The 26608-nt window shown below is 61.0% G+C and carries 16 protein-coding genes and 1 pseudogene; 14 read left to right on the forward strand and 3 right to left on the reverse strand.

All coding sequences use genetic code 11. From position 1 onward, the window contains the following. Positions 1–128: 128 nt before the first annotated feature. Positions 129–2573: a penicillin-binding protein 1A gene (locus tag AC09SL_RS12945; RefSeq protein ID WP_196764470.1), complete on the reverse strand. Its 2445-nt coding sequence runs from the start codon at positions 2571–2573 to the stop codon at positions 129–131. A 207-nt stretch (positions 2574–2780) separates the two neighbouring features. Here AC09SL_RS12945 and AC09SL_RS12950 point away from each other — a divergent pair, with 207 nt between their 5' ends. From AC09SL_RS12950 to AC09SL_RS13005, 12 genes and pseudogenes are all read left to right on the forward strand, one after another. Next, complete coding sequence (locus AC09SL_RS12950) at positions 2781–3845, forward strand: pilus assembly protein PilM (protein WP_058542652.1); 1065 nt, start codon at positions 2781–2783, stop codon at positions 3843–3845. Further along, positions 3845–4411 carry a PilN domain-containing protein gene (locus tag AC09SL_RS12955; RefSeq protein WP_058542653.1) on the forward strand — a complete coding sequence of 189 codons (567 nt, stop codon included), beginning with the start codon at positions 3845–3847 and terminating at the stop codon, positions 4409–4411. The genes AC09SL_RS12950 and AC09SL_RS12955 overlap by 1 nt, the downstream gene beginning before the upstream one ends. After that, positions 4408–5031 carry a type 4a pilus biogenesis protein PilO gene (pilO, locus tag AC09SL_RS12960; protein WP_058542654.1) on the forward strand — a complete coding sequence of 208 codons (624 nt, stop codon included), beginning with the start codon at positions 4408–4410 and terminating at the stop codon, positions 5029–5031. The genes AC09SL_RS12955 and pilO overlap by 4 nt, the downstream gene beginning before the upstream one ends. Then, positions 5028–5573, forward strand: a complete 546-nt coding sequence (locus AC09SL_RS12965) for a pilus assembly protein PilP (RefSeq protein WP_058542655.1) — start codon at positions 5028–5030, stop codon at positions 5571–5573. Before pilO ends, AC09SL_RS12965 begins: the two co-directional genes overlap by 4 nt. Then, entirely contained in the window at positions 5570–7657 is a 2088-nt protein-coding gene (locus tag AC09SL_RS12970) for a type IV pilus secretin PilQ (protein WP_058542656.1), read from the forward strand. The genes AC09SL_RS12965 and AC09SL_RS12970 overlap by 4 nt, the downstream gene beginning before the upstream one ends. Before the next feature lie 4 nt (positions 7658–7661). Further along, the gene (gene aroK, locus AC09SL_RS12975) at positions 7662–8180 is read left to right on the forward strand and encodes a shikimate kinase AroK (RefSeq protein ID WP_003196983.1); all 519 of its coding nucleotides are present in this window, start codon (positions 7662–7664) and stop codon (positions 8178–8180) included. 148 nt (positions 8181–8328) lie between these two features. Beyond that, complete coding sequence (gene aroB / locus AC09SL_RS12980) at positions 8329–9429, forward strand: 3-dehydroquinate synthase (RefSeq protein ID WP_058542657.1); 1101 nt, start codon at positions 8329–8331, stop codon at positions 9427–9429. A 9-nt stretch (positions 9430–9438) separates the two neighbouring features. Further along, a complete protein-coding gene (locus AC09SL_RS12985; RefSeq protein ID WP_058542658.1) occupies positions 9439–10992 on the forward strand; it encodes an AAA family ATPase in 1554 nt (517 codons plus the stop codon). A gap of 350 nt (positions 10993–11342) precedes the next feature. Then, entirely contained in the window at positions 11343–15791 is a 4449-nt protein-coding gene (gene gltB / locus AC09SL_RS12990; protein WP_058542659.1) for a glutamate synthase large subunit, read from the forward strand. Between the two features lie 33 nt (positions 15792–15824). After that, positions 15825–17243 (forward strand): FAD-dependent oxidoreductase, encoded by a 1419-nt coding sequence (locus AC09SL_RS12995; protein ID WP_003196992.1) that lies wholly within the window; start codon positions 15825–15827, stop codon positions 17241–17243. Between the two features lie 253 nt (positions 17244–17496). Next, positions 17497–18564 carry a uroporphyrinogen decarboxylase gene (gene hemE / locus AC09SL_RS13000; protein ID WP_058543744.1) on the forward strand — a complete coding sequence of 356 codons (1068 nt, stop codon included), beginning with the start codon at positions 17497–17499 and terminating at the stop codon, positions 18562–18564. 241 nt (positions 18565–18805) lie between these two features. Then, positions 18806–18982: pseudogene (locus tag AC09SL_RS13005) on the forward strand (type II secretion system protein GspL); the annotation flags it as partial. A 177-nt stretch (positions 18983–19159) separates the two neighbouring features. On the opposite strand, the gene AC09SL_RS13010 reads toward AC09SL_RS13005, so the two are convergent. Beyond that, positions 19160–20416 carry an MFS transporter gene (locus AC09SL_RS13010; protein ID WP_413468842.1) on the reverse strand — a complete coding sequence of 419 codons (1257 nt, stop codon included), beginning with the start codon at positions 20414–20416 and terminating at the stop codon, positions 19160–19162. A 141-nt stretch (positions 20417–20557) separates the two neighbouring features. Here AC09SL_RS13010 and AC09SL_RS13015 point away from each other — a divergent pair, with 141 nt between their 5' ends. Further along, the gene (locus AC09SL_RS13015; protein WP_058543746.1) at positions 20558–21448 is read left to right on the forward strand and encodes a LysR family transcriptional regulator; all 891 of its coding nucleotides are present in this window, start codon (positions 20558–20560) and stop codon (positions 21446–21448) included. Between the two features lie 99 nt (positions 21449–21547). Here AC09SL_RS13015 and AC09SL_RS13020 read toward each other — a convergent pair whose 3' ends face one another. Further along, a complete protein-coding gene (locus AC09SL_RS13020) occupies positions 21548–25594 on the reverse strand; it encodes a dermonecrotic toxin domain-containing protein (RefSeq protein WP_058543747.1) in 4047 nt (1348 codons plus the stop codon). A gap of 314 nt (positions 25595–25908) precedes the next feature. On the opposite strand from AC09SL_RS13020, the gene AC09SL_RS13025 reads away from it, so the two are divergent. After that, positions 25909–26442 (forward strand): PAAR domain-containing protein, encoded by a 534-nt coding sequence (locus AC09SL_RS13025; RefSeq protein WP_058543748.1) that lies wholly within the window; start codon positions 25909–25911, stop codon positions 26440–26442. Positions 26443–26608 lie beyond the last annotated feature (166 nt).

Here is a 26608-nt window from a genome sequence, read left to right on the forward strand (position 1 = left end):
GCATTCAACATGGATGCAAGCTGACCCGCCGCCATCGCGAGCAAGCTCGGCTCACAGGGGGGGTATTTTGAGGGGTTGAAAAAAGCCCCGCACTTCTTCCGAAGGCGGGGCTTTTGGATGGTGTCCGGTCAGAACAGGTCGATCGGCGCTGCTTCGTCCGCCGGCAGCGGGCTGCCCGGTGCGACGCCGTTGCCCAGTTCGTTGACCGACGGTGGCGTGTCTTCGCTCTTGAACAGTTCGAAGTACGCACCCGGAGTACTTGGTGTCGCAGCGCGGCCACTGACCGGGTCGACCCGCAGGCTGAGGATGCCTTCCGGTTCCGGCTGGGTGTGAGGTGGTTTGTCCTTGAGGGCGGCGCCCATGTAGCTCATCCAGATCGGCAGCGCCACGGTGCCGCCGAACTCGTGGCGACCCAGGCTTTCAGGCTGGTCGAAACCGGTCCAGACAGTGGTCACGTAATCGGCGTTGTAGCCGGAGAACCAAGCGTCCTTGGATTCGTTGGTGGTGCCGGTCTTGCCCGCCAGGTCGGTGCGACCCAGGGCCAGGGCGCGGCGGCCGGTGCCGAGCTTGATCACGTCTTGCAGCATGCTGTTGAGGATGTAGGTGGTGCGGCCATCGACAATGCGCTCGGCGATGGCGGGTGCCTGCGGCAGGCCCGGGGCCGTAGTGGCTTCACCCGCTGTCGCATTGACCGTGAACGACTCGGTGGCCGGTGCGGCGACGCCATCGCTGGCCTGCTCACCCGTGGGAACGCGTGGCGGGTTGGCGACGAACAGCGTCTCGCCGTTGCGGCTTTCAATCTTGTCTATGAGGTAGGGGGTGATCTTGTACCCGCCGTTGGCAAACGTACTCCAGCCCGTGGCGATTTCCATCGGCGTCAAGGTTGCGGTGCCCAGGGCCAGGGACAGGTTGCGCGGCAGGTCCTGCTTGTTGAAGCCGAACTTGGTGATGTAGTCGATGGTGCGGTCTACGCCCAGTGCCTGCAACAGGCGGATCGAGACCAGGTTGCGGGATTTGTACAGCGCCTCACGCAAGCGAATCGGGCCGAGGAACGTATTGGTGTCGTTCTTTGGTCGCCAGACTTTGTCCAGGTACTCATCGACGAACACGATCGGCGCGTCGTTCACCAGGCTGGCGGGGGTGTAGCCGTTATCCAGGGCAGCGCTGTAGACGAACGGCTTGAAGCTCGAGCCTGGCTGGCGCTTGGCCTGCAATGCCCGGTTGTAGTTGCTTTGCTCGAAGGCGAAGCCACCCACCAACGAACGGATGGCACCGTTCTGCGGGTCGAGGGACACCAGTGCGCCTTGGGCGGCCGGGATCTGGCTGAATTTGAGCGTGTTGTTCGCCTGGCGCTGGACGCGGATCAGGTCGCCGACCTGGGCGACGTCCGACGGTTGTCGTGGGTTGGCACCCATGCTGTTGGTATTGAGGAACGGACGGGCCCATTTCATGGTGTCCCAGGCCACGTGTTCCTCCTGTTCGCCGTTACGGGTCAGCACCTTGATGCCGTCCTTGTCCACCGACGTGACAATCGCCGGCTCCAGGCTGCTGATGGTGCGCTGCTTGGACAACTCCAGGGCCCAGGCTTCCCTGGTCTTGCCCGGCAGGCGCGATTCGGGGCCGCGGTAGCCGTGGCGCTGATCGTAGGTCATCAGGCCCTCGTGCAACGCGGTGGTGGCCATTTCCTGCAAGTTGCTCGGCACCGTGGTGATCACGCGGAAACCTTCGGTGTAAGCCTCGCTGCCATAGCGCCCGACCATCTCGGCACGGGCCATCTCGGCGATATACGGGGCATTCACTTCCGGGGTAGGTACGTGATAGCTGGCGTTCAGTGGCTCATTGATCGCGGCGGTGTAGTCGGCCTCGCTGATCTTGCCGAGCTTGTACATGCGCCCCAGGATCCAGTCGCGACGCTCCTTGCTGCGCGCCGGGTTGGCCAACGGGTTGAAGCGCGAGGGTGCCTTGGGCAGGCCGGCAATCATCGCCATCTGTGCCAGGCTCACATCGCGGATCGACTTGCCGTAATACACCTGCGCCGCCGCCTCGATGCCGTAGGCGCGGTTACCCAGGTAAATCTTGTTCACGTACAGCTCGAGGATTTCATCCTTGGTCAGCTGCCGCTCGATTTGCAGGGCCAGGAGAATCTCGGTGGTCTTGCGCGAGAAGCTGCGTTCGCTGGTCAGGAAGAAGTTCTTGGCCACCTGCATGGTGATGGTGCTGCCGCCGGACTGGATGTGTCCGCTCTTGATCAACTGGCTGGCGGCGCGCATCAGGCTGCCTGGATCGACGCCATAGTGGTTGGCGAAGTTATCGTCTTCAGCACTTAGTAACGCATTGATGAAATTGGGGGGAATGTCGGCGAAACGGATCGGTGTGCGGCGCATTTCGCCAAATTCGGCGATCAACTTGTCGTCGCTGCTGTACACCCTCAGGGGAATCTGCAACTGAATGCTTCTCAGCGCCTCCACGGACGGCAATCCCGGACTAAGGTAAAGAAAGGCACCGCTCAGGCCCAAAAGCAGTCCGCAGAAAACGGCGACGATGGACCATCCGAAAAATTTCAGCAGACGAATCAAGGCTTTTGGATATCCAGGCAAAGAATGAAAAGGCGCCAGGTGCAGGGATGGACCCGTGCTTGCAACAAAGCGAAAAAAAACGCTGGGCATTATAAGCATTTTTTTTCGTCGGGAATGCCATCCGGACGTCCGTCGGGCTGGAGTGATTGAACGCAATGCGTATTAGAGAGTCCGTAACTCACGGATAGTCATAGGGAATTGGTAGTGCTACGACTCTTCAATAAAAAAGCCCATGCGCTTCTGGGGATCGACATCAGTTCGACGTCGGTGAAGCTGCTGGAGTTGAGCCGCCAGGGCGAGCGATACCGCGTCGAGTCCTACGCGGTCGAACCGCTGCCAGTCAACGCCGTGGTCGAGAAGAACATCGCCGAGCTCGAAGGGGTGGGCCAGGCGTTGTCGCGGCTGTTGGCCAAGGCCAAGACGCCCTTGCGTAGCGTGGCGGTGGCCGTGGCGGGTTCGGCGGTGATCACCAAGACCATCGAGATGGACGCCGGTCTGTCCGACGATGACATGGAAAACCAGCTCAAGATCGAGGCCGATCAGTACATCCCTTATCCCCTGGATGAGGTGGCCATCGATTTCGAAGTGGTGGGTGTTTCGCCGCGCAGTACCGAGCGCGTCGAAGTGCTGCTGGCGGCGTGCCGCAAGGAAAACGTCGAGGTCCGCGAGGCCGCGTTGGCGCTCGCCGGGCTGACGGCGCGGGTGGTCGATGTGGAGGCTTATGCGTTGGAGCGGGCTTTTGGCATGCTCGCCACGCAACTGGCCGCGTCCCAGGAGCGGCTGACCGTGGCGGTTGTCGACATCGGCGCCACCATGACCACCCTCAGCGTGCTGCACAACGGACGCATCATCTATACCCGCGAACAATTGTTCGGTGGCCGCCAGCTGACCGAGGAAATCCAGCGCCGCTATGGCCTGACTCCCGAGCAGGCCGGCCTGGCAAAGAAGCAGGGTGGCCTGCCGGACGATTATCTCAGCGAAGTGCTGCAACCTTTTCGTGAGGCCCTGGTACAGCAGGTCTCGCGGTCCCTGCAGTTCTTCTTCGCCTCGGGCCAGTACAGTGCGGTGGACCACATTCTGCTGGCCGGGGGCACGGCTTCGGTCGCCGGCCTGGATCGGCTGATCGAGCAGCGCTTGGGCACGCCGACCCAGGTGGCCAACCCGTTTACCAACATGGCCCTGAGCAGCAAGGTCAATGCCGGCGCCCTGGCTGGTGATGCGCCCGCACTGATGATTGCCTGTGGGCTGGCCCTCAGGAGTTTCGACTGATGGCACGGATCAATCTGCTTCCGTGGCGCGAAGAGTTGCGCGAAGAGCGGCGCAAACGCTTTTTGCTGGCCCTGGTGGGGGCGCTGGTCGGTGCGGTCGGCGTGGTCCTGGTTGCGATCCGGTACATCGACAACGCCATCGACCACCAGGTCGCTCGCAATAGCCATCTCTCCGAGCAGATCGCCGTACTGGACGAGCGCATCAAGCAGATCAGCGAATTGAAGGCTCGTCGCCAGCAGTTGCTGGAGCGCATGCGCATCATCCAGGATCTGCAAGGGAACCGGCCGGTGAGCGGGCGCATCTTCGACCAGTTGGTGCGGACCTTGCCGGATGGGGTGTATTTCACTGAAGTGAAGATGGAAGACCGGACGCTCTCGATCAAGGGGGCCGCGCAATCGAACAACCGGGTCTCGGACCTGATGCGCAACCTGGACTCGTCGGACCTGTTCGACACGCCCAGCCTGACGGAGGTCAAGGCCACCACCGCCGGGCAGCTCGACCAGGCCAACGTTTTCCAACTGACGGTTCGCCAGACCCGCCCTGCCGATGCGGAGGACGCCCAATGAAACCTGGGGAGTGGTTCGACGCGCTGCGCAAGATCGACCTCAGTGACCTGGACACCAACAACATCGGTTCCTGGCCGGCACCCATCAAATGGCTGGCCGGTATCCTGCTGGTGGTCCTGGTGCTGGGGCTGGGCTATAACTTTGCCTTGAGTGACCTGGAGAACCAGTTGCAGCAGGTGCGCGAAGAAGAAAACACCCTCAAGGCGCAATTCGCGGGCAAGGCCCACATGGCCGCGAACCTGGAGCGCTACACCGAGCAGATGAAGCAGATGGAAACATCCTTTGGTGTGCTGTTGCGGCAATTGCCCAGCGATACCGAAGTGCCGGGCCTGCTGGAGGACATTACCCGCACTGGCCTGGGCAGCGGCCTGGAGTTCGAGGAAATCAAGCTGCTGCCGGAGGTCACCCAACCGTTCTACATCGAGTTGCCGATCCAGATCACCGTGACCGGCGGCTATCACGACCTGGCGACATTCGTCAGTGGGGTGGCCGGGCTGCCCCGGATTGTCACGCTGCACGATTTCGAGATTGCACCGACGGAACCCGAGGCAGGCGCGAAGCTGCGCATGAGCATCCAGGCCAAGACCTACCGATACAACGAGCAGGAGGCGCAACCATGAGGTCGGTGTGTCGCATCTGTCTGCTGGCAGGCCTGGTCGCGCTGGCGGGGTGCAACAACGACGACGGTTTCAGCGACCTGGACGCCTACATGAACGAAGTGCGCCTGCGGCCACCCGGCAAGATCGAGCCGACGCCGACGTTCAGGCCCCACGAGACCTTTACCTACAGTGCCGCCAACCTGCGCAGCCCGTTTTCCCGGCAGATCCGCGTGGACCAGGCCGACCGGCAGCGGGGTTCACGCAACGTCCGGCCCGACCCGAACCGGGTCAAGCAGTACCTGGAAGGCTTCAACATCGAGCAGTTTGAAATGGTCGGTACGATCTCCAACGCCGGTGGTTCCTTCGCGCTTCTGCGAGGCGCGGGCGGGGTGCATCGGCTCAAGGTCGGTGACTATCTGGGGCGCAACGACGGGCGGATCGTCAACATCAGTGCCACCCAGGTCGATGTGATCGAGCTCGTTCCCGATGGCGAGGGTGCCTGGCTGGAGCGACCAAAGACCATTCCTTTGAAAGAGCACTCATTAGTGGAACTCGAACAATGAACAGGATTTTTCCAGCCCTCGGTATTTCGCTATGGATAGCGCTGTTGTCGCCGATGGTTCATGGGGCCAGCCTGAAGACGCTGGATGTGGCGGCGTTGCCGGGGGACCGTGTCGAGTTGAAGCTGACCTTCGATGGGCCGCCGCCGACGCCCCGGGGCTACACCACCGAACAACCGGCGCGGATTGCACTGGATCTGCCGGGCGTGACCAATCAACTGGCCAGCAAGCGCCACGACCTGGGCGGGGGCAATGCACGTAGCGCTACCGTGGTCGAGGCTGGGGATCGCACCCGGTTGATCATCGGTCTTACCCAGCTGGCGCCGTATGACACCCGGGTCGAAGGTAACAACCTGTTCGTGGTGGTTGGCAAGGGCGCCACCTCGACGGGCACTGCACCGAAGAGCGCGGCCCAAGCCTCGCGCCCGGCGGTTGCCAGCGCTGCGCCTGCGAGGGCCAGTGCGCCGGTGGGCAAGGCGATCCGTGGAGTGGACTTCCAGCGCGGGACCCAGGGCGAAGGTAACGTGGTGATCGATCTGTCTGACCCGTCCATCACCCCGGACATCCAGGAGCGCGAAGGCAAGATCATCCTCAATTTCGCCAGGACCCAATTGCCCGAGCCACTGCGGGTGCGCCTGGACGTCAAGGACTTCGCCACCCCGGTGCAATTCGTCAATGCCAGTGCCGGCAGTGAGCGGGCGACCATCAGCATCGAACCCAGCGGCACCTTCGACTACTCGACCTACCAGACCGACAATAAGCTCACCGTCAGCGTCCGGCCCATGACCGTCGACGACCTGCAAAAACGCAACGCCGACCGCGCGGCCTACACTGGCGAGAAGCTCTCGCTCAACTTCCAGGACATCGAGGTGCGGTCGGTCCTGCAACTGATTGCCGATTTTACCAACCTCAACCTCGTGGCCAGCGACACAGTGCAAGGAGGCATCACCCTGCGGTTGCAGAATGTGCCCTGGGACCAGGCGCTCGACCTGGTGCTCAAGACCAAGGGGTTGGACAAGCGCAAGGTCGGCAACGTGCTGTTGGTGGCGCCGGCCGATGAAATTGCCGCCCGTGAGCGTCAGGAACTGGAGTCGCAGAAGCAGATCGCCGACCTGGCACCGCTGCGGCGTGAACTGTTGCAGGTCAACTATGCGAAGGCGGCGGACATCGCCAAGTTGTTCCAATCGGTGACCAGTGCCGAGGCGAAAGCCGATGAGCGCGGCACGATCACGGTCGATGAGCGCACCAACAACATCATTGCCTACCAGACCCAGGACCGCCTCGACGAACTGCGCCGGATCGTGGCGCAGCTGGATATTCCAGTGCGCCAGGTGATGATCGAGGCGCGGATTGTCGAGGCCAACGTCGACTACGACAAAAGCCTGGGCGTACGCTGGGGCGGTTCGGTTCAAAACAAGGGCAACTGGAGCTCCTCGGGGGTCACCACGGGCGACTCCACCACTATCGGCACGCCGGGCAGCACCAGCACCAACCAGCCGTTCGTCGACCTGGGCGCCTCGGGCAACACCTCGGGCATCGGCATCGCCTTCATCACCGACAACGTATTGCTGGACCTTGAGCTGACGGCCATGGAGAAAACCGGTAATGGGGAGATTGTCTCCCAGCCCAAGGTGGTGACATCCGACAAGGAGACCGCAAAGATCCTCAAGGGCACGGAAATTCCTTATCAGGAAGCCAGCTCCAGCGGCGCTACGTCGGTATCGTTCAAGGAGGCTTCGCTATCGCTGGAGGTGACCCCGCAGATCACCCCAGACAACCGGATCATCATGGAGGTCAAGGTCACCAAGGATGAGCCGGACTACCTGAACAAGGTGAATGATGTGCCGCCGATCAAGAAAAACGAGGTCAATGCCAAGGTCCTGGTCAATGATGGCGAGACCATTGTGATTGGCGGGGTTTTCTCAAATACTCAGAGCAAGGTTGTAGATAAGGTGCCATTTCTTGGCGATGTGCCGTATCTTGGCCGCCTTTTCCGGCGTGATGTGGTTTCGGATAGCAAATCCGAGCTGCTGGTGTTCCTCACTCCGCGTATCATGAATAACCAGGCGATTGCTGTGAGTCGTTGATTCTGTGCGAAATTTGATTCTTGTTGGGCCGATGGGCGCTGGAAAAAGCACCATCGGCCGTTTGCTGGCCAAAGAGCTGCGCCTGCCATTCAAAGATTCCGACAAGGAAATTGAATTGCGCACGGGCGCCAATATCCCATGGATTTTCGACAAGGAAGGCGAACCGGGCTTTCGTGACCGTGAGCAGGCGATGATCGCCGAGCTGTGCGCGTTCGATGGCGTGGTGCTCGCCACCGGTGGCGGCGCGGTGATGCGCGAAGCCAATCGTCGGGCGCTGCATGCCGGCGGACGAGTGGTCTATCTGCATGCTTCTGTCGAGCAGCAGGTCGGTCGCACCGCCCGGGATCGCAACCGGCCGCTGTTGCGCACCGCCGACCCGGCCAAGACCCTGCGCGACCTCCTGGAGCTGCGTGACCCGCTGTATCGGGAAATCGCCGACCTGGTGGTGGAAACCGATGAGCGGCCGCCGCGGATGGTGGTGCTGGACATTCTCGATCGCCTTCAGCAACTGCCTCCCCGTTAATGCGCATGGCGAAATGCGCTATCCTCGACGTCCCGTCATGGCCCGCCTGGGGCGTGGCGGATGGCCATTAACTGGCCCCAGAACAAGCACCGTGGACTTTCGTTAATTGCAGGCAGGACGCCTGATTCCATCTTCACTGTGGGGACACATGCAGACACTTAAGGTCGACCTGGGCGAGCGCAGCTACCCGATTCATATTGGCGAAGGCTTGCTGGACCAGCCCGAACTGCTGGCGCCGCATATCGCCGGACGGCAGGTGGCGATCATTTCCAATGAGACCGTCGCGCCCCTGTATCTGGAACGTCTGACCCGCAGCCTGTCGGCCTTCTCGGTCATTTCCGTGGTGTTGCCCGACGGCGAAGCCTTCAAGAACTGGGAAACCCTGCAACTTATCTTCGACGGCCTGCTGACCGCGCGCCATGATCGCCGCACCACGGTGGTTGCCCTGGGTGGCGGTGTGATCGGCGACATGGCCGGTTTTGCAGCCGCCTGCTATCAGCGCGGCGTCGATTTCATCCAGATTCCTACCACGCTGCTGTCCCAGGTCGACTCATCGGTGGGCGGCAAGACCGGGATCAACCATCCGCTGGGCAAGAACATGGTCGGTGCTTTCTATCAGCCCAACGTGGTGCTGATCGACACCGCCACCCTCAATACCTTGCCGGCCCGCGAACTGTCTGCGGGGCTGGCGGAAGTCATCAAGTACGGGCTGATCTGCGACGAACCGTTCCTGGGCTGGCTCGAAGAGAATGTCGACCGTCTGCGTGCGCTGGATCAAGTGGCGCTGACCTACGCTATCGAACGTTCCTGCGCCGCCAAGGCTGCCGTGGTGGGTGCCGATGAGCGTGAGTCGGGAGTGCGCGCCACCCTCAACCTGGGTCACACCTTTGGCCATGCCATCGAAACCCACATGGGCTATGGTGTCTGGCTGCACGGTGAAGCGGTTGCGGCCGGTACGGTCATGGCCCTGGAGATGTCTTCGCGCCTGGGCTGGATCAGCGAACAGGAGCGTGATCGCGGTATTCGTCTGTTCCAGCGCGCCGGGCTGCCGGTGGTTCCGCCCGAGGAAATGAGCGAGGCGGATTTTCTTGAACACATGGCAATCGACAAAAAAGTGATCGACGGTCGTCTGCGTCTGGTGCTGCTGCGCCACATGGGCGAAGCGGTGGTGACCGACGATTATCCGAAAGAAGTTCTACAGGCCACGCTGGGAGCGGACTACCGCGCCCTGGCTCAGCTTAAAGGTTAATAAGATCCGATGACTAGTTTGCATGCCGACGAGGCTTTCCTCGGCCATTTCCAATTGAGTCATGACCCTTTTGCCCCACGGGTCCCGGGCTTCAAATTCTTCCCTGCCCAGCGCAAGCCGGTGCTGGGCCAGTTGCATCACCTGGCGCGCTACAGCCAGTTGCTGCTGGTGGTCACCGGTCCCCAGGGCAGCGGCAAGACCTTGCTGCGCCAGGCCCTGGTGGCCAGCACCAACAAACAGTCCGTGCAAAGCGTGGTGGTGTCGGCCCGTGGCGCTGGCGATGCAGGCGGTGTATTGCGTCAGGTGGCCCAGGCGCTGAACGTCGCGCAGGCTGAGATCGGTGCAATTCTCGATCAGATCGTGCAGCTCGCGCTGACCGGGCAGGAAGTCTATCTGTTGGTGGACGATGCCGAGCAACTCGACGAGTCGGCCCTCGAGGCCCTGCTGGCCCTGGCGGCCGGTGCGCCGGAGGGTCGCCCTCATGTGTTCCTGTTCGGCGAGTCGTCGCTGATCGCCGACCTGGACCAATTGAACCTTGATCAAGAGCGCTTCCACGTCATCGAGCTGGCGCCCTATACCGAGGAAGAGACGCGTGAATACCTGGCCCAGCGTCTTGAGGGGGCGGGCCGGGGTATCGAACTTTTCACCGCCGATCAGATCTCTGAGATTCACGAAAGCTCCGACGGATGGCCTGGCAACATCAACCAGGTCGCCCGCGATGCTCTGATCGAAGTCATGATTGCCAGCCGCTCAGCGGTGAAGCGTCCAAGTATGGGGTTCAACATGCCGAAGAAACACGTATTGGCAATTTCCGCCGTCGTCGTGGTCGCGGTTGCCGCCGCCTGGCTGATGCCGGGTCGCACCAAGGCACCCACCACGGGTGCCCCTGCCAACGAACAAGCGCAACTGCCCCTCGGTCAAGGGACCTCGCAACCCAGCGGTAGTGCGCCGGCAGTGGAATTCGCCGGCAACACCCAGCCGATGCCGTTGCCGCTGGTCGGCCAGTCGCAGCCGGTCATGCGCAGCCCGCTGGCTGAAGCAGCCGGTGGCATCAACGAGGGCGACGACGGCGCAGCGCCACCGATCGACGACAGCAGCGACACGCCGCCGACCGTGACCACCACCGCACCGCCTGAGGGCGTGCCGGCAGGTCCTGCCCCGACGCCTGCCCCGGCCGCCAAGCCGACCCCGGCGCCCACCCAGGTCGCCACTGCCAAGCCTGCCCCGGCGCCAGCGCCAGCCGCCAAGCCTGCCCCTGCTCCTGCCAAGGCCTCGGGCGGTAGCTGGTACGCCGGCCAGGCACCGAGCAACTACGTGGTGCAGATCCTCGGCACCAGTTCCGAGGCCTCGGCACAGAACTTCGTCAAGGAGCAGGGCGGCGAGTACCGCTATTTCAAGAAATTGCTCAACGGCAAGCCGTTGTATGTCGTCACCTACGGCAGCTTTGCCAATCGTGATGCCGCCGTTTCCGCCATCAAGGCCTTGCCAGCGAAGGTTCAGGCTGGTAAACCTTGGCCTCGCACTGTCGCCAGCGTCCAACAGGAACTGGCAGCAACTCGCTGAAGATTCGGCGGCCTTACCCAGGCCGCCTCTCCCGGCAACCTCAAAAATTCCGCAGGGGCGGGCGACCTTTCAGGCCGCGCGCCTTGTGGTGTCTGCGTCACAGTAGTGTTTGAGTCGTAGCGGTCGAACCCAAAAAAGTTTTGACTAGCACAGCGTATAGCTTTAAACCTTTCACAAATGCGACATGGATTTGCGACAGTTCGTCGTCAAATTTGTGAGCCTCTGTGTCGGTGTGTACAATGACCTCCCTTTTGCCCCCGCAAAGCTGGCGTACGTTCGGCGCGGAACGCAACTGGTTGAATTGAAAAGAAATTTGCCTCGATAAGAGGCAGCCTGGTGAGAAAGTGTCTATGAAAGCAGGTCTGTACCAACCAGATGAATTCAAGGATAACTGTGGTTTCGGCCTGATAGCCCACATGCAGGGCGAGCCGAGCCATACCCTTTTGCAAACGGCCATTGAGGCCCTGACCTGCATGACCCACCGCGGTGGGATCAACGCCGACGGCAAGACCGGTGACGGTTGTGGCTTGCTGATTCAAAAGCCTGACGAGTTCCTGCGTGCCATTGCCCAGGAAACGTTTGGCGTGACCCTGCCCAAGCAGTACGCCGTGGGCATGGTGTTCTTCAACCAGGATCCGGTAAAGGCCCAAGCGGCTCGCGAAAACATGAATCGCGAGATCCTGGCCGCCGGCCTGCAACTGGTGGGCTGGCGCAAAGTGCCGATCGACACCAGTGTCCTCGGCCGCCTGGCGCTTGAGCGCCTGCCGCAGATCGAACAGGTGTTCATCGCCGGCGACGGCCTGAGCGACCAGGACATGTCGATCAAGCTGTTCAGCTCCCGTCGTCGCTCGTCCGTGGCCAATGCCGCCGACACCGATCACTACATCTGCAGCTTTTCCCACAAGACCATCATCTACAAAGGCCTGATGATGCCGGCGGACCTCACCGCCTTCTATCCGGACCTGAGCGACGAGCGCCTTAAAACCGCAATCTGCGTGTTCCACCAGCGCTTCTCCACCAACACCCTGCCGAAATGGCCGCTGGCCCAGCCATTCCGCTTCCTCGCCCACAACGGCGAGATCAACACCATCACTGGCAACCGCAACTGGGCCGTGGCCCGTCGCACCAAGTTCGCCAACGACCTGATGCCCGACCTCGAAGAACTCGGCCCGCTGGTCAACCGCGTGGGTTCCGACTCCTCGAGCATGGACAACATGCTGGAACTGATGGTGACCGGTGGTATCGACCTGTTCCGCGGCGTGCGCATGCTGGTGCCGCCGGCGTGGCAGAACGTCGAGACCATGGACCCGGACCTGCGCGCCTTCTACGAATACAACTCCATGCACATGGAACCGTGGGACGGCCCGGCCGGTATCGTCATGACTGACGGCCGCTACGCGGTGTGCCTGCTGGACCGTAACGGCCTGCGTCCGGCGCGCTGGGTCACCACCACCAACGGGTTCATCACCCTGGCGTCGGAAATCGGCGTCTGGAACTACCAGCCCGAAGACGTCATCGCCAAGGGCCGCGTAGGTCCGGGCCAGATCTTTGCCGTGGACACCGAGACCGGCCAGATCCTCGACACCGACGCCATCGACAACCGCCTCAAGTCCCGTCATCCGTACAAGCAATGGCTGCGCAAGAATGCCTTGCGCATCCAGGCGACCATGGAAGACAACGACCACGGCTCGGCGTTCTACGACGTCGACCAGCTCAAGCAGTACATGAAGATGTACCAGGTGACGTTCGAAGAGCGTGACCAGGTGCTGCGTCCGCTGGGCGAGCAGGGCTACGAAGCGGTCGGTTCCATGGGTGACGACACGCCGATGGCCGTGCTGTCGCAGCGCGTGCGCACGCCGTACGACTATTTCCGCCAGCAGTTCGCCCAGGTGACCAACCCACCGATCGACCCGCTGCGCGAAGCGATCGTGATGTCCCTGGAAATCTGCCTCGGTGCCGAGCGCAACATTTTCCAGGAGTCGCCGGAACACGCCTCGCGGGTGATCCTCAGCTCGCCGGTCATTTCCCCGGCCAAGTGGCGCTCGTTGACCAACCTCGACCGCCCGGGTTTCGCGCGCCAGGTCATCGACCTGAACTACGACGAAAGCGTCGGCCTGGAAGCGGCCATCCGCAACGTTGCCGATCAGGCTGAAGAAGCCGCGCGCGCCGGTCGTACCCAGATCGTGCTGAGCGACCGTCATATCGCGCCGGGCAAGCTGCCGATCCACGCCTCATTGGCCACCGGCGCGGTGCACCATCGCCTGACCGAAAAAGGCCTGCGCTGCGACTCCAACATCCTGGTAGAGACCGCCACCGCCCGCGATCCGCATCACTTCGCGGTGCTGATCGGTTTCGGTGCCTCGGCGGTGTATCCGTTCCTGGCCTATGAAGTGCTGGGCGACCTGATCCGTACCGGTGAAGTGCTGGGCGACCTCTATGAGGTGTTCAAGAACTACCGCAAGGGCATCACCAAGGGCCTGCTCAAGATCCTGTCGAAGATGGGCATCTCGACCATCGCCTCGTACCGTGGCGCGCAACTGTTCGAGGCCATCGGCCTGTCCGAAGAAGTCTGCGAGCTGAGCTTCCGTGGCGTGCCGAGTCGCATCAAAGGTGCGCGTTTCGTCGACATCGAAGCCGAGCAGAAGGCCCTGGCCGCCGAAGCCTGGAGCCCGCGCAAGCCGATCCAGCAAGGCGGCCTGTTGAAGTTCGTCCATGGTGGCGAATACCACGCCTACAACCCGGACGTGGTCAGCACCTTGCAAGCGGCCGTGCAACAGGGCGACTACAGCAAGTTCAAGGAATACACCTCGCTGGTGGACAACCGTCCGGTGTCGATGATTCGCGACCTGCTCAAGGTCAAGACCCTCGACACGCCGTTGGACATCAGTGAAATAGAGCCGCTGGAATCGGTGCTCAAGCGCTTCGATTCGGCCGGTATTTCCCTGGGCGCCTTGTCCCCGGAAGCCCACGAAGCCCTGGCCGAAGCCATGAACCGCCTCGGTGCGCGTTCCAACTCCGGCGAGGGCGGCGAAGACCCGGCGCGCTACGGCACCATCAAGAGCTCGAAAATCAAGCAGGTGGCCACCGGCCGCTTCGGTGTGACGCCGGAATACCTGGTCAACGCTGAAGTGCTGCAGATCAAGGTTGCCCAGGGCGCCAAGCCCGGCGAAGGCGGCCAGTTGCCCGGCGGCAAGGTCAATGGGCTGATCGCCAAGCTGCGCTATGCGGTCCCTGGCGTGACCCTGATCTCGCCGCCACCGCACCACGACATCTACTCGATCGAAGACTTGTCGCAACTGATCTTCGACCTCAAGCAGGTGAACCCCAAGGCGCTGGTCTCGGTGAAACTGGTAGCGGAAGCGGGCGTTGGCACCATCGCGGCCGGCGTGGCCAAGGCCTATGCCGACCTGATCACCATCTCCGGCTACGACGGCGGCACCGGCGCATCGCCGCTGACCTCGATCAAGTACGCTGGCGCGCCGTGGGAACTGGGCTTGGCTGAAACTCACCAGACCCTGCGCGGCAACGATTTGCGCGGCAAGGTCCGGGTGCAGACCGACGGCGGCCTGAAAACTGGCCTGGACGTGATCAAGGCCGCCATCCTCGGCGCCGAGAGCTTCGGCTTCGGCACCGCGCCGATGATCGCCCTGGGCTGCAAATACCTGCGTATCTGCCACCTGAACAACTGCGCCACCGGCGTGGCGACCCAGAACGACAAGCTGCGCAAGGACCACTACATCGGTACCGTCGACATGGTGGTGAACTTCTTCACCTACGTGGCCGAAGAGACCCGTGAGTGGCTGGCGAAGCTGGGCGTACGCTCGCTTGAAGAGCTGATCGGGCGTACCGATCTGCTGGAAGTGATCGAAGGCCAGACCGCCAAGCAGCATCACCTGGACCTGACCCCGTTGCTGGGCAGCGATCTCATCCCGGCAGACAAGCCTCAGTTCTGCCAGGTCGACCGCAATCCGCCGTTCGACAAGGGTGAGCTGGCCGAGAAGATGGTCGACATGGCCGCTGCGGCGATCAACGACCTGAGCGGTGCCGAGTTCGACCTGGACATCTGCAACTGCGACCGTTCCATCGGCGCACGGATCTCCGGCGAAATCGCGCGCAAGCACGGCAACCAGGGCATGGCCAAGGCGCCGGTCACCTTCCGCTTCAAGGGTACCGCGGGCCAGAGCTTCGGCGTCTGGAACGCCGGTGGCCTGAACATGTACCTGGAAGGCGATGCCAACGACTACGTGGGCAAGGGCATGACCGGCGGCAAGCTGGTCATCGTTGCGCCCAAGGGCAGCGTCTACAAGTCCCAGGACAGTGCCATCATCGGCAACACCTGCCTCTACGGCGCAACGGGCGGCAAGCTGTTCGCCGCCGGCACCGCGGGCGAGCGTTTTGCCGTGCGTAACTCCGGGGCCCACACTGTGGTGGAAGGCACCGGTGATCACTGCTGCGAGTACATGACCGGTGGTTTTGTCTGCGTGCTGGGCAAGACCGGTTATAACTTCGGCTCTGGCATGACTGGCGGTTTCGCCTACGTGCTCGACCAGGACAACACCTTCGTTGACCGGGTCAACCACGAACTGGTGGAAATCCAGCGGATCAGTGGCGAGGCGATGGAAGCCTATCGCAGCCACCTGCAAAACGTGCTGAACGAGTACGTCGCGGAAACCGACAGCGAGTGGGGTCGTGAACTCGCCGAGAACCTCGATGACTACTTGCGCCGTTTCTGGCTGGTCAAGCCCAAGGCTGCCAACCTGAAATCGTTGCTTTCCAGCACTCGTGCCAACCCGCAGTGATATGCGCCTGAAGAGTTTGATGAGGTTTTAACAATGGCTGAACGTCTGAATAACGACTTCCAGTTCATCGATGTCGGGCGCAAGGATCCGAAGAAGAAACTGTTGCGTCAACGCAAGAAAGAGTTCGTGGAAATCTACGAGCCTTTCAAACCCCAGCAGTCGGCCGACCAGGCCCACCGCTGCCTGGGCTGCGGTAACCCGTACTGCGAATGGAAGTGCCCGGTGCACAACTTCATTCCCAACTGGTTGAAACTGGTGGCCGAGGGCAACATCCTCCAGGCCGCCGAGCTGTCCCACCAGACCAACACCCTGCCGGAAGTCTGCGGCCGGGTGTGCCCGCAGGATCGCCTGTGCGAAGGTGCGTGCACCCTCAACGACGGTTTTGGCGCGGTGACCATCGGTTCGGTGGAGAAGTACATCACCGACACCGCGTTCGCCATGGGCTGGCGTCCGGACATGTCCAAGGTCAAGCCGACCGGCAAGCGCGTGGCGATCATCGGTGCGGGCCCGGCGGGCCTGGGCTGTGCCGATGTGCTGGTGCGTGGTGGCGTGACCCCGGTGGTGTTCGACAAGAACCCGGAAATCGGCGGTCTGCTGACCTTCGGTATCCCCGAGTTCAAGCTGGAAAAGACCGTGCTGAGCAATCGTCGCGAAGTCTTCACCGGCATGGGCATCGAGTTCCGCCTGAACACCGAGGTGGGCAAGGACGTGACCATGGAGCAACTGCTCGAAGAATACGATGCGGTATTCATGGGCATGGGCACCTACACCTACATGAAGGGCGGCTTTGCCGGTGAGGACCTGCCAGGCGTCTACGACGCACTCGACTTCCTGATCGCCAACGTCAACCGCAACCTGGGCTTTGAAAAGTCGCCGGAAGATTTCGTCGACATGAAGGGCAAGAAGGTCGTGGTGCTCGGCGGTGGCGATACGGCGATGGACTGCAACCGCACCTCGATTCGCCAGGGCGCCAAGTCGGTGACCTGTGCCTACCGTCGTGACGAAGCCAACATGCCCGGCTCGCGCAAAGAGGTGAAGAACGCCAAGGAAGAAGGCGTGAAGTTCCTCTATAACCGCCAGCCGATCGCCATTGTCGGTGAAGACAAGGTCGAAGGCGTGAAGGTGGTCGAGACCCGTCTCGGCGAACCGGACGCCCGTGGCCGTCGCAGCCCCGAGCCGATCCCAGGTTCCGAAGAGATCATCCCGGCCGACGCCGTGGTCATCGCCTTCGGCTTCCGCCCAAGCCCGGCGCCGTGGTTCGAGCAGTTCAGCATCCAGACCGACAGCCAGGGCCGCGTCGTGGCCCCGGAACAAGGTCAGTACAAGCACCAGACCAGCAACCCGAAGATCTTCGCTGGTGGCGACATGGTCCGGGGTTCCGACCTGGTGGTGACGGCGATCTTCGAAGGCCGCAATGCGGCGGAAGGGATCCTCGATTACCTGCAAGTCTGACCGAACGACACAAAACCCTGTGGGAGCAAAGCTTGCTCGCGATCCAGGCGCCTCGGTACCCAAGAGACCGAGGTGTTTTCATCGCGGGCAAGCCTTGCTCCCACAAAAAACTGTTCCCACAGGTGTGTTGTGCTGTTGCGAAAGTTGTGTTGCACCGCGACAAATTGCCCCGATAGATAAAAGGCACGGCTCTTGCCGTGCCTTTTGCCTCGCGCTCTGAGAAAATGCCCGCACTTTTTTTCCGGATGCCGACATGACTGCCCTGAAGAACGACCGTTTCCTTCGCGCCCTGCTCAAGCAACCCGTAGACGTCACCCCGGTGTGGATGATGCGCCAGGCGGGTCGCTACCTGCCGGAGTACCGCGCCAGCCGCGCCAAGGCCGGTGACTTCATGAGCCTGTGCATGAACCCCCAGTTCGCCTGCGAAGTGACGATGCAGCCGCTGGATCGGTATCCGCAGTTGGACGCGGCGATCCTGTTCTCCGACATCCTCACCATCCCCGATGCCATGGGCCAGGGCCTGTATTTCGAGACCGGCGAAGGCCCGCGCTTCAAAAAAGTCATCAGCACCCTGGCCGACATCGAGGCCTTGCCGATTCCCGATCCGCAGAAAGACCTGGGCTATGTCATGGACGCGGTCAGCACCATTCGCCGTGAACTCAACGGTCGCGTACCGCTGATCGGTTTCTCCGGCAGCCCATGGACCCTGGCCACCTACATGGTCGAAGGCGGCTCGTCGAAGGACTTCCGCAAGACCAAGGCAATGCTCTACGACAACCCGCAGGCCATGCACTTGTTGCTGGACAAGTTGGCCCAGTCGGTGACGTCCTACCTCAACGGCCAGATCCTGGCCGGTGCGCAAGCGGTGCAGATCTTCGATACCTGGGGCGGCAACCTGTCGGCGGCGGCGTACCAGGAATTCTCCCTGGCCTACATGCGCAAGATTGTCAGCGGCCTGATCCGCGAGCACGAAGGTCGCAAAGTCCCGGTGATCCTGTTCACCAAGAACGGCGGCCTGTGGCTGGAAAGCATCGCCGATGCTGGCGCCGACGCCCTGGGCCTGGATTGGACCTGCGACATTGGCAATGCGCGCGAGCGCGTCGGTCACAAGGTCGCGCTGCAAGGCAACATGGACCCGACTGTGCTCTACGCCAAGCCTGAAGCCATCCGCGCTGAAGTCGGGCGCATCCTGGCCAGCTACGGCAGTGGCAGCGGCCATGTGTTCAACCTCGGCCATGGCATCACCCCGGAAGTCGACCCGGAACATGCCGGCGCCTTCCTGCGGGCGGTGCATGAGTTGTCGGCGCAATATCACCTCTGATTGCGGCCCTTGTCACCCAGCCTGTCCGGACCTGTGCCGGACAGGCTTTTTAATGTCCTTTTTTTGATAGATATTGCGTGAAATTAGTCGGTTGTTTTATTCGGTGTTTCTGTTTTTTTGTGCTGTGTTTGATAGCTAGTTCTATTTGTAAGGGTTTTCTCTATTTATGTAAGAAGAATAGAATCAGAGATCCTTCCTTCTATGTTGAGAGACTTATCCTACATAGGGGTAGTCCAACTTTCTGGCATTTGCCGTCGAAGAGCAACTGAGTGAAAACCTGGAGGCGCTGCACATCAGCATCGGCCCGCGCGACCGTCAGCACCGTTATCCGCTGATGGTGACGCAGCGAGACCGTTTCCAGGCGTTGCTGGCGTTACTCACCACGCAGGGCATCGATGTGCGTGCGGTGCATGTCGATGCCGACCTGCTTGCCGGCGACCAGGCAATTGGCGTGCGCTGGTTTGGGCTTTGTAGGAGCTGCCGAAGGCTGCGATCTCTTGATCTTTCGCTTGCGACTCAATTGTCCGTGACAAGATCGCAGCCTCGTTGCACTCGGCAGCTCCTACACCAGGTTTGGACAGGGACCGCGTGTGGCTTAAACCTGAACATTCCCCGGCAACAACGGCAATTTGGCCAACTTCACCGCCACCCACAACGCGACCACCAGCAAACCACCGATGAACAAGCCGACACCGTTCCACCCGCCCAGGTGCCAGGCCACGCCGCCCGCCGTGCCCGCAACGCTGGAGCCGGCGTAATAACTGAACAAATAAAGTGACGAAGCCTGACCCTTGGCCTTGAGGGCGCGGCGGCCGATCCAGCTACTGGCAACCGAGTGGGCGCCGAAGAAGCCGAAGGTGAACACCAGCATCCCCAGGACCACCAGCCACAGCGGGGTGGCCATGGTCAGCACGAGGCCGGCCAGCATCAGCGCGATGGTTGCCCAGAGCATTTTGCGCCGGCCGAGTTTGTCCGCCAATGCGCCGACTTTGGCCGAGCTGTAGATGCCCGACAGGTACACCACCGACAGCAACCCGACAAAGGCCTGGTCCAAATGATAAGGCTCGGCCAGCAGGCGGTAGCCAATGTAGTTGAACAGCGTCACGAACGCGCCCATCAACACGAAGGCTTCAAGAAACAGCAGCGGCAAGCCGGCGTCGCGAAAGTGCATGGTGAAACCGTCCAGCAGACTGCGCGGGTGCAGCGAACGGGGACGGAAATTGCGTGACTCAGGCAGGATTCTCCAGAACACCGCTGCTGCGATCAGCGCCAGGCCGCCAATCACCAGCATCGCGGTGTGCCAGCTGACGAAGTCGATCAAGACCCCGGCAATCAGGCGTCCGGACATGCCGCCGATGGCGTTGCCGGCGATGTACAGCCCCATCGCCAGGCCGATGTGCCTGGGATGGATTTCTTCGCTCAAATACGTCATCGCGACCGCTGCCAACCCGCTCAACGACAACCCCACCAAGGCGCGCAGCAGCAATACACCCTGCCAGGTCGGCATCATGGCGCTGGCAATCGTACACACTGAGGCGGCGAACAGCGCCGCGACCATCACCGGCTTGCGCCCGATGCGGTCGGAAATCGGACCGGTGATCAACAGGCCGATCGCGAGCAGGCCGGTCGCCACCGACAGAATCAGGCTGCTCTGCGCTGCATTGATGGAAAACTCCCGGGACAACAGCGGCATCATCGGTTGCACGCAATACAGCAGGGCAAAGGTCGCAAAGCCACCACAGAACAGCGCCAGCACCGTGCGCATGAACATCGGCGTGCCTTTCTCGATGTAGATGTCCTTGAGTTCGGCGACGGCATCATCCTGCGTACGCAGTGGGATTTCATGGGCCAGTGGAGCGACAGCAATTTTCACGGTGGACCTCGCAAGGGCACGATCAGGCAGGCAATGAAAAAAGCATATAGCCGGCTAATGATTCTATCCAATATATTGTTCGACCTGTTTAAGACGTTTTGCGACCTATTGGATTGCCCCATGGAATTGCGTCACCTGCGTTACTTCATCGCCGTTGCCGAAGAACTGCATTTCGGCCGTGCCGCGTTGGCCCTGGGCATCTCCCAGCCGCCCTTGAGCCAGCAGATCCAGGCGCTGGAGCAGGAGATTGGCGCGCGGCTGTTCGAGCGTACTAATCGTCGGGTCGAATTGAGCGAGGCCGGACGGTTGTTCCTTGAAGAAGCGCGGCGGGTATTGGTTCAGGTCGACAAAGCCGCCGACGTCGCCCGCCGCGCCCAACTGGGGGAATTGGGCGAGCTGAAAATCGGCTTCACCTCCTCGGCACCGTTCAATTCCACCATCCCCCAGGCGATTTTTTCATTCCGGCAACGCTTCCCGGCGGTGCACCTGAACCTGCGGGAAATGAGCAGTACCCAAGTGGCCGACGCACTGCTGGACGAAGTGATCGAGGTGGGCATCATGCGCCCATTGCCGCTGCCCGACACCCTGACGGAAATCGAGCTCAGCCGCGAACCGCTGGTAGCCGTGCTCAGTGCCAAGCATCCCTTGGCCCAGGGCAATGAAGACGGCCTGTTCCTCTCGGCCTTGGCCCAGGAGCCGTTCGTGTTCTTCCCCCGCAGCTACGGCAGCGGCCTCTACGCCCAACTCCTGAACCTGGCCCGCGACGCCGGTTTCAGCCCGCATTTCGCCCAGGAAGCCGGCGAAGCCATGACCATCATCGGCCTGGTCGCGGCGGGGCTGGGGGTCTCGGTATTGCCGGCGTCTTACCAGCGCATGCGTATCGATGGGGTTGTCTACCGCCCGCTGCTCGATCCGGCGGCGGTGTCGGCGGTGTGGCTGGTACAGCGCAAGGATCAGCGTTCGCCGATGGCGGCAGCGTTCGTGGCGTTGTTGACTGGCAATACCGAGTAGCGGTTAAGCGAAAAACGCCTGTGTTCGCGAGCAAGCCCCACCCTTGACCGTGGGTGGTCGCAGCACCTTCACTCTGCGCAAAACGCCTGTGGAGCGGGCTCAATCCCCCCAAACGGTCGCAGGTTTGTTGGCGTGGTAGTCAAAGAAGCCCTGGAGTGTCCAGGTATCGCGCTGGCGTTCGAACGCGGCGCGCCACGCGCCCCTGCCACCCCCTGGCGCCAGCCTGGCCATGTCGTACCAGTAATACCGGTTGATTTTCTTTGTGGTCACCCTGCCGGCACGAATGTCATCCATGATTTCAAGCACTTTCGTTCTGGCAGCTTCGGGAAAGTTGTCATAAGCCATTTGTGACTCAGCCAGTGGGCTCGTATTGACCGTGAACTTGTCCGGCGCTGACAAGAGAACCGTTGGCGCTGGGGACTCAGCTGGAGGTTGTGTGCCTGTCACTTTATTTGTGCGGGCCTGGGTCATCACCTCGATGTCGAACGCGTCATAGCTTAATAGTTTTCCGGTGAACCTCGTGATGTCTTCCTCGGTAACAAGCATCGTCTTCTGCTGTGATCTACCTCGGTTGACAATGACGTAGGGAAGACTGTTCTGCCGGATCTCGGTCAGGAGTCCTGGCATGTTTCTGCGGCGCATTTCCACGCGGAAGATACTGATGAATTTCGTTTTGTACTCTTCGCGATGTTCGGGAGAGGCAATATATTTCCACTTGGCAGTCTCTATATCAGGTCCATCTCCCGGGAATAGCGGTTGTAGCTCGTCCAGGATTTGCTTTTTTGTCGTTTTCAATACGTCTTCGTGGGCATCTGAGATTTTACGCACGGCTTCTCTCAGTTTTCCTTTCTCAGGGGTGATTGCCAGGAATGTTGCACCCGTTACGTTGTCCTCCAACGAGGAGACCACCGTCTTGAATTTGCCTTTGCGATCAATCAGCCTGCCTCCCAGTCGTTCAATCTTATTGAAGATGAGTATTTGTTGGGCGGCCGTCAGGGTGAAGCCATCGGGCCTCGCTTCGATGTAGTTAGCTGCCGAGTCGACGTGCATCCACATATTGATTTTATGTAAGAGCTTCTCGTGTGCGGTTATGCGTGTTTGATAGACCTGGCTTAGTTGCGAGCGATAAGTATCCAAGTCTCGTATGCCCACCTCTTGCATGCTTTCCTGGAGTATTCGTACAACCAGCTCTTCAGGCATGGAGTTAACGACACGTTTTACTGTGTTGGCCAGTTCGACAGGGGGGCTGAATTCAGTTATCAAAGCGCCCTCCACTAATATGTTGTATTTCTTCTGTTCCGGGGTTTCCCGGTAGCGACTGATCAGACTCTGTACAGCACCGCCACCAAGTAGCCGCAAGGGCGCCTCGATCTGCCATCGGCCGTTTTTCCAGGTGACCGGGCGTTGGTTCGTACGGTTGTTGGGGGCATAGATAATCCGCTCGCCTTCCTGCATGGCTGACTTGAAGTACTTGCTGCCTATTTTCAGATAACCCTGCCCGTTCGTGTCCTGGTAGCGATTACGGCCCTCTGCCACCAACCCTTTGCCGTCAAACCCCTTGAGATGAAAGGGTTCCAGCTCCGGATCCGGCATTCTGGGCAGAGACGAGAGCATCGGGCATGCCTGGCGTCGGATACGGCTTGCGCGAGCCATGATCACGTCCTGTCCGGCTTCGACCAAGACCTCACCCATCCCACTGATGAAATCACTTGTCCACTGGCTGAAGCTGCCGCCCTCGTTGTCTATCGCCGACACTGCGGCGCCCCCGGCCATGGTCGGCAGAATCGCCAGCCCGAATAGGCTGCCCAGCCGACCGCCAGCCACCATCGACATCGCGCCTGTCAACAGCATGACACCGTTGCGGCGTCCTTCCCGCGCCGCCGTGCTGTCACGCTGCGCGTTGCTCACTGTCAGCGTTTGCGCCGTATTTATTGCATGGGTGATTTGCGTCTCATGCAGTGCTTCGAACAGATTCCCTCCTACGATGGGCGAAGAAATTTTCGCTGTAAAATCCGCTTGAGCCCTGGCCCTCGCCCAGGTGAAAGTGGATTGCGTGACCTTCTTGATCTTTTCATCAAGGGTCAGGTTTTCCGGGGTCGGCACCATGCTGGCGAGTTGCGCGGTCTGCTCCAGCAGCGGCAGTTGCGCGATGAGCCAGCGGGTCATCTGCGGCGTAGCGGTGAGTGCCTGCGCCAGGGCGGCTTCCAATGTCCGGCCGCTGGCAGCGTCCACGTCCCTGAACGCTTTGCCATCCGGCGCGTCCGGCGTATACAACGTCAGCGACGGACGGCTCGCCACGCTCCTGACTCCAAATGCCACGATCGACTTCAAAACGCTGTCGCCCCATTGCAACTGGCGGACCACCACCTCGTGCCCGTTGACCTTGGCGCGCCGATCCGGCGTGGGACTGTCCAGCGCTGCCAGCACCAGGTTCAGTCCGGTATTGTCCTTGTCATGCCTCAAGTCCCCCGAGATGTGAGCCGCCCAGACCTGTGCCCGCATCTGCTTCGCTTTCAGGGCCAGCCATTGCGATTTCCGCTCCCGGGCAGCGAGTTGCAGTTCGGCCGGAAGCCGGCGACCGAGGTCTGCCCGTTCAATGACCTCGACAATCTGCGCAAAGCTCAGTGGCCCGACGACGGTCGGGTGGGCTGCGTTACGTTCGTCGTGGGTCAGGTTGGACATGGCCCATTGCGTCATGGAGCGCTGGTCATCAACGATCCCTCTCACGCGGTCTTGCGAGAGTCCGGAGCCAAACGGCGATGTGCCCGTCGGCGCACGCGGGTCGACAAGTTCTCTTCTGAAACTCAACGAGACGCTGTCAGGGTCAACCGGTGGGTATTTTTCTGCGATATAGCGGGCAAGCAGCGTGCGGCTCCGTTCTTCGAGCGCCTCTGGAGTGGCCAACATCACCGGGTCCGGGGGAGGCGGCGTGTCCACCATGCTCTGGTGCAGCGCCTGGATAGCCTTCCACCAGGCGAGGCGGTCAGCACCAGTGATGTGTGGCGAATCGTGAAGCCATTCGTCCAGTCTTTTCAGGTTCAGTCGCAGTTCACGCTCGTCCATGACGCCCGCCAGGTCCAGCGTATTGCCTATGTCGGCCGCGGCATCCATCCGTCTTACCCAGGCCGCGATGCCCTCTCCTTCGACGGGACCATTCAAAAACGTATTGCTGATGGCTGTTTTTTGCGTCGAGCGCAAATCGTCGACCAGATGAACCAGAAAGTTCTTGGCCAGTGGTACGGTGTCCAGCTCACTCCCAGCCTCATCGTCGTTCTTCAAACTGGACGTCAGTAGCGCCTGACTGGCGAACACTTCCAACGGATGACCTGGACGGTACAAGACGAACCCCGTCGAATGACTGGCATCGTCGGGCCGTGTCAGCACGACGGCACCCCGTACCGGCAGGCTGAACTCCCAAGGCTGGAGGCTCAGGCTCAAGCTGAAGACGCCGGATGTTGCGCGAGCGCCCCCAAGGCCCGAGGCTGCAGCCACATGGCGCGTCACCGCGTTGTGGGTGGCCCGGTCCAACGTCGTATCCCGAAGATGAAGATCCGCTTGCGCCTTAAGTTGCGTACCGAGTTCTTCGGCCAACCAGTCGGCGACACTGCGGCCCGGGGTGAAGTCGGCCGGTGTCGTCCAGAACTCGTCCAGTTTCTGTGTCAGCAGCTGTTCATAGGATGCTTGCGTGGTGTTCAGCAGCCGCTTGATTTGCTCCTTCGCTTCACGGCTGTTCAGCGCGGCGGGCGTTTGTGTGGAGGAGCCGTTATTGACGACAACTTCGAGATAGTCCATCTCGGAGAAAAACGCCTGGATGTCCATCTGACCGGCGACGGCACGCCAGAACAGCGTCTCGAGGTACGACATGGACGCCACTGTCCGCCTGGACGTCGGCCCATCGGGCACGCGCTCCGAGAGCGGGATCGGCTCCTCTTGCAGCGTGCGTACAGATAAATCTTCGACCATCAGGTCGCTTGCCGATACCGGGAAGTTGTCGTTGAACCACTGCTTCAGGTGCTGCCTTGTGATCGTTGAAGGCGTTGGAACGGCGCCATTCAAGCGGAGCATGTGTTGCTGCGAAGTCATCAGCAGACTGATGTCGGCCTGTGGCGAGTCGAGAGGCGGTGTGGGGGAAGTGTCTTCCTGCATGTTCTCATCCTGAGAGTTTTCGGAAGAGCAACTTATTGGGGGCGGGCGACGATAGGGTGGTAGATGGATACCGCACATAAGCAAGGGAGGCGGTGTACGACGTCCGGTGTTGACCCATGGTCAGGGGCCGTTGGATTGTAGGAAAACGCGCATTTCGAGTTGCGACACTTCCTATTCGTACCAGATACCACATCGCTGGGATTGCGGCTCGCCTGCGCTGCAACGTCTTATTCATCATTCCGAATCGTCCGGCTCAGTGCTCCTCCCCAGCGGCAAGGGACGCAGCCTGAAGCCCATGAATAAGGCCCCTGGAAATGCACTCATCTTTGGATGCCCGCTACACCAACGAAATCTCCCGTGAAGCGCTCCGTCATTTGGATGACTTGTACCTGGAGCAACGCCACCTGGAGGGTTACGGCGAAGAAGTCGCGGCATTCGTTAATCGACAAAAAGCATTCGTCGAAGCTCATCCGCCCATCGCTATTTATCGAGTGGCCACCGAAGGCAGCCAGACGCGTAACGGCGGAACGATCCAACAGGTGTCATCTTCGTTGACGTTCACCTTGGACAATGGCTGGAAAGTACGCGCCGCGCAGAAAGGCGACCAGGTGGTGTATGCCGATGGCAGCACGGCACGGATCATCACCGGCGCCGGGGAAAACAATAGCAACATCGCACTGGTTGGCAGTCGCTTGAGCAATGGCGACGAAATCATCAATACGCTTCAGAAACGTTTCTTGATCATCGTGCGTGAAGGTGTGCCGATGGCGGAGGATTTCTTGCCTGCGCTTAGGCTGGCGCAGGTTCATTGTTTGCACTCGAATGCGATGAAGGAGGACATCCAATGAGTGAGGGTTACTTCAAACCTGTGGGAGCTTGCTCGCGATGACGGTGGCACAGCCGACATCACTGGCACTGACTCTCCGCTATCGAATCCTGTAGGCGTTGCCGAAGGCTCGGGCCGCGTTCGGACGATCTTTTGATCTTTTGATCTTTTGATCTTTTGATCTTTTG

The sequence above is a fragment of the Pseudomonas sp. PF05 genome (genome assembly GCF_056521845.1).

Bases quoted from the DNA above. Each gene is read 5' to 3' on its own strand.
- AC09SL_RS12970 (WP_058542656.1), top strand. From the start codon at position 5,570: ATGAACAGGATTTTTCCAGCCCTCGGTATTTCGCTATGGATAGCGCTG.
- AC09SL_RS12995 (WP_003196992.1), top strand. From the start codon at position 15,825: ATGGCTGAACGTCTGAATAACGACTTCCAGTTCATCGATGTCGGGCGC.
- AC09SL_RS13015 (WP_058543746.1), top strand. From the start codon at position 20,558: ATGGAATTGCGTCACCTGCGTTACTTCATCGCCGTTGCCGAAGAACTG.
- aroB (WP_058542657.1), top strand. From the start codon at position 8,329: ATGCAGACACTTAAGGTCGACCTGGGCGAGCGCAGCTACCCGATTCAT.
- pilO (WP_058542654.1), top strand. From the start codon at position 4,408: ATGAAACCTGGGGAGTGGTTCGACGCGCTGCGCAAGATCGACCTCAGT.
- hemE (WP_058543744.1), top strand. From the start codon at position 17,497: ATGACTGCCCTGAAGAACGACCGTTTCCTTCGCGCCCTGCTCAAGCAA.
- gltB (WP_058542659.1), top strand. From the start codon at position 11,343: ATGAAAGCAGGTCTGTACCAACCAGATGAATTCAAGGATAACTGTGGT.
- AC09SL_RS12955 (WP_058542653.1), top strand. From the start codon at position 3,845: ATGGCACGGATCAATCTGCTTCCGTGGCGCGAAGAGTTGCGCGAAGAG.
- AC09SL_RS13025 (WP_058543748.1), top strand. From the start codon at position 25,909: ATGCACTCATCTTTGGATGCCCGCTACACCAACGAAATCTCCCGTGAA.
- AC09SL_RS13020 (WP_058543747.1), bottom strand. From the start codon at position 25,594: ATGCAGGAAGACACTTCCCCCACACCGCCTCTCGACTCGCCACAGGCC.
- AC09SL_RS12985 (WP_058542658.1), top strand. From the start codon at position 9,439: ATGACTAGTTTGCATGCCGACGAGGCTTTCCTCGGCCATTTCCAATTG.
- AC09SL_RS12965 (WP_058542655.1), top strand. From the start codon at position 5,028: ATGAGGTCGGTGTGTCGCATCTGTCTGCTGGCAGGCCTGGTCGCGCTG.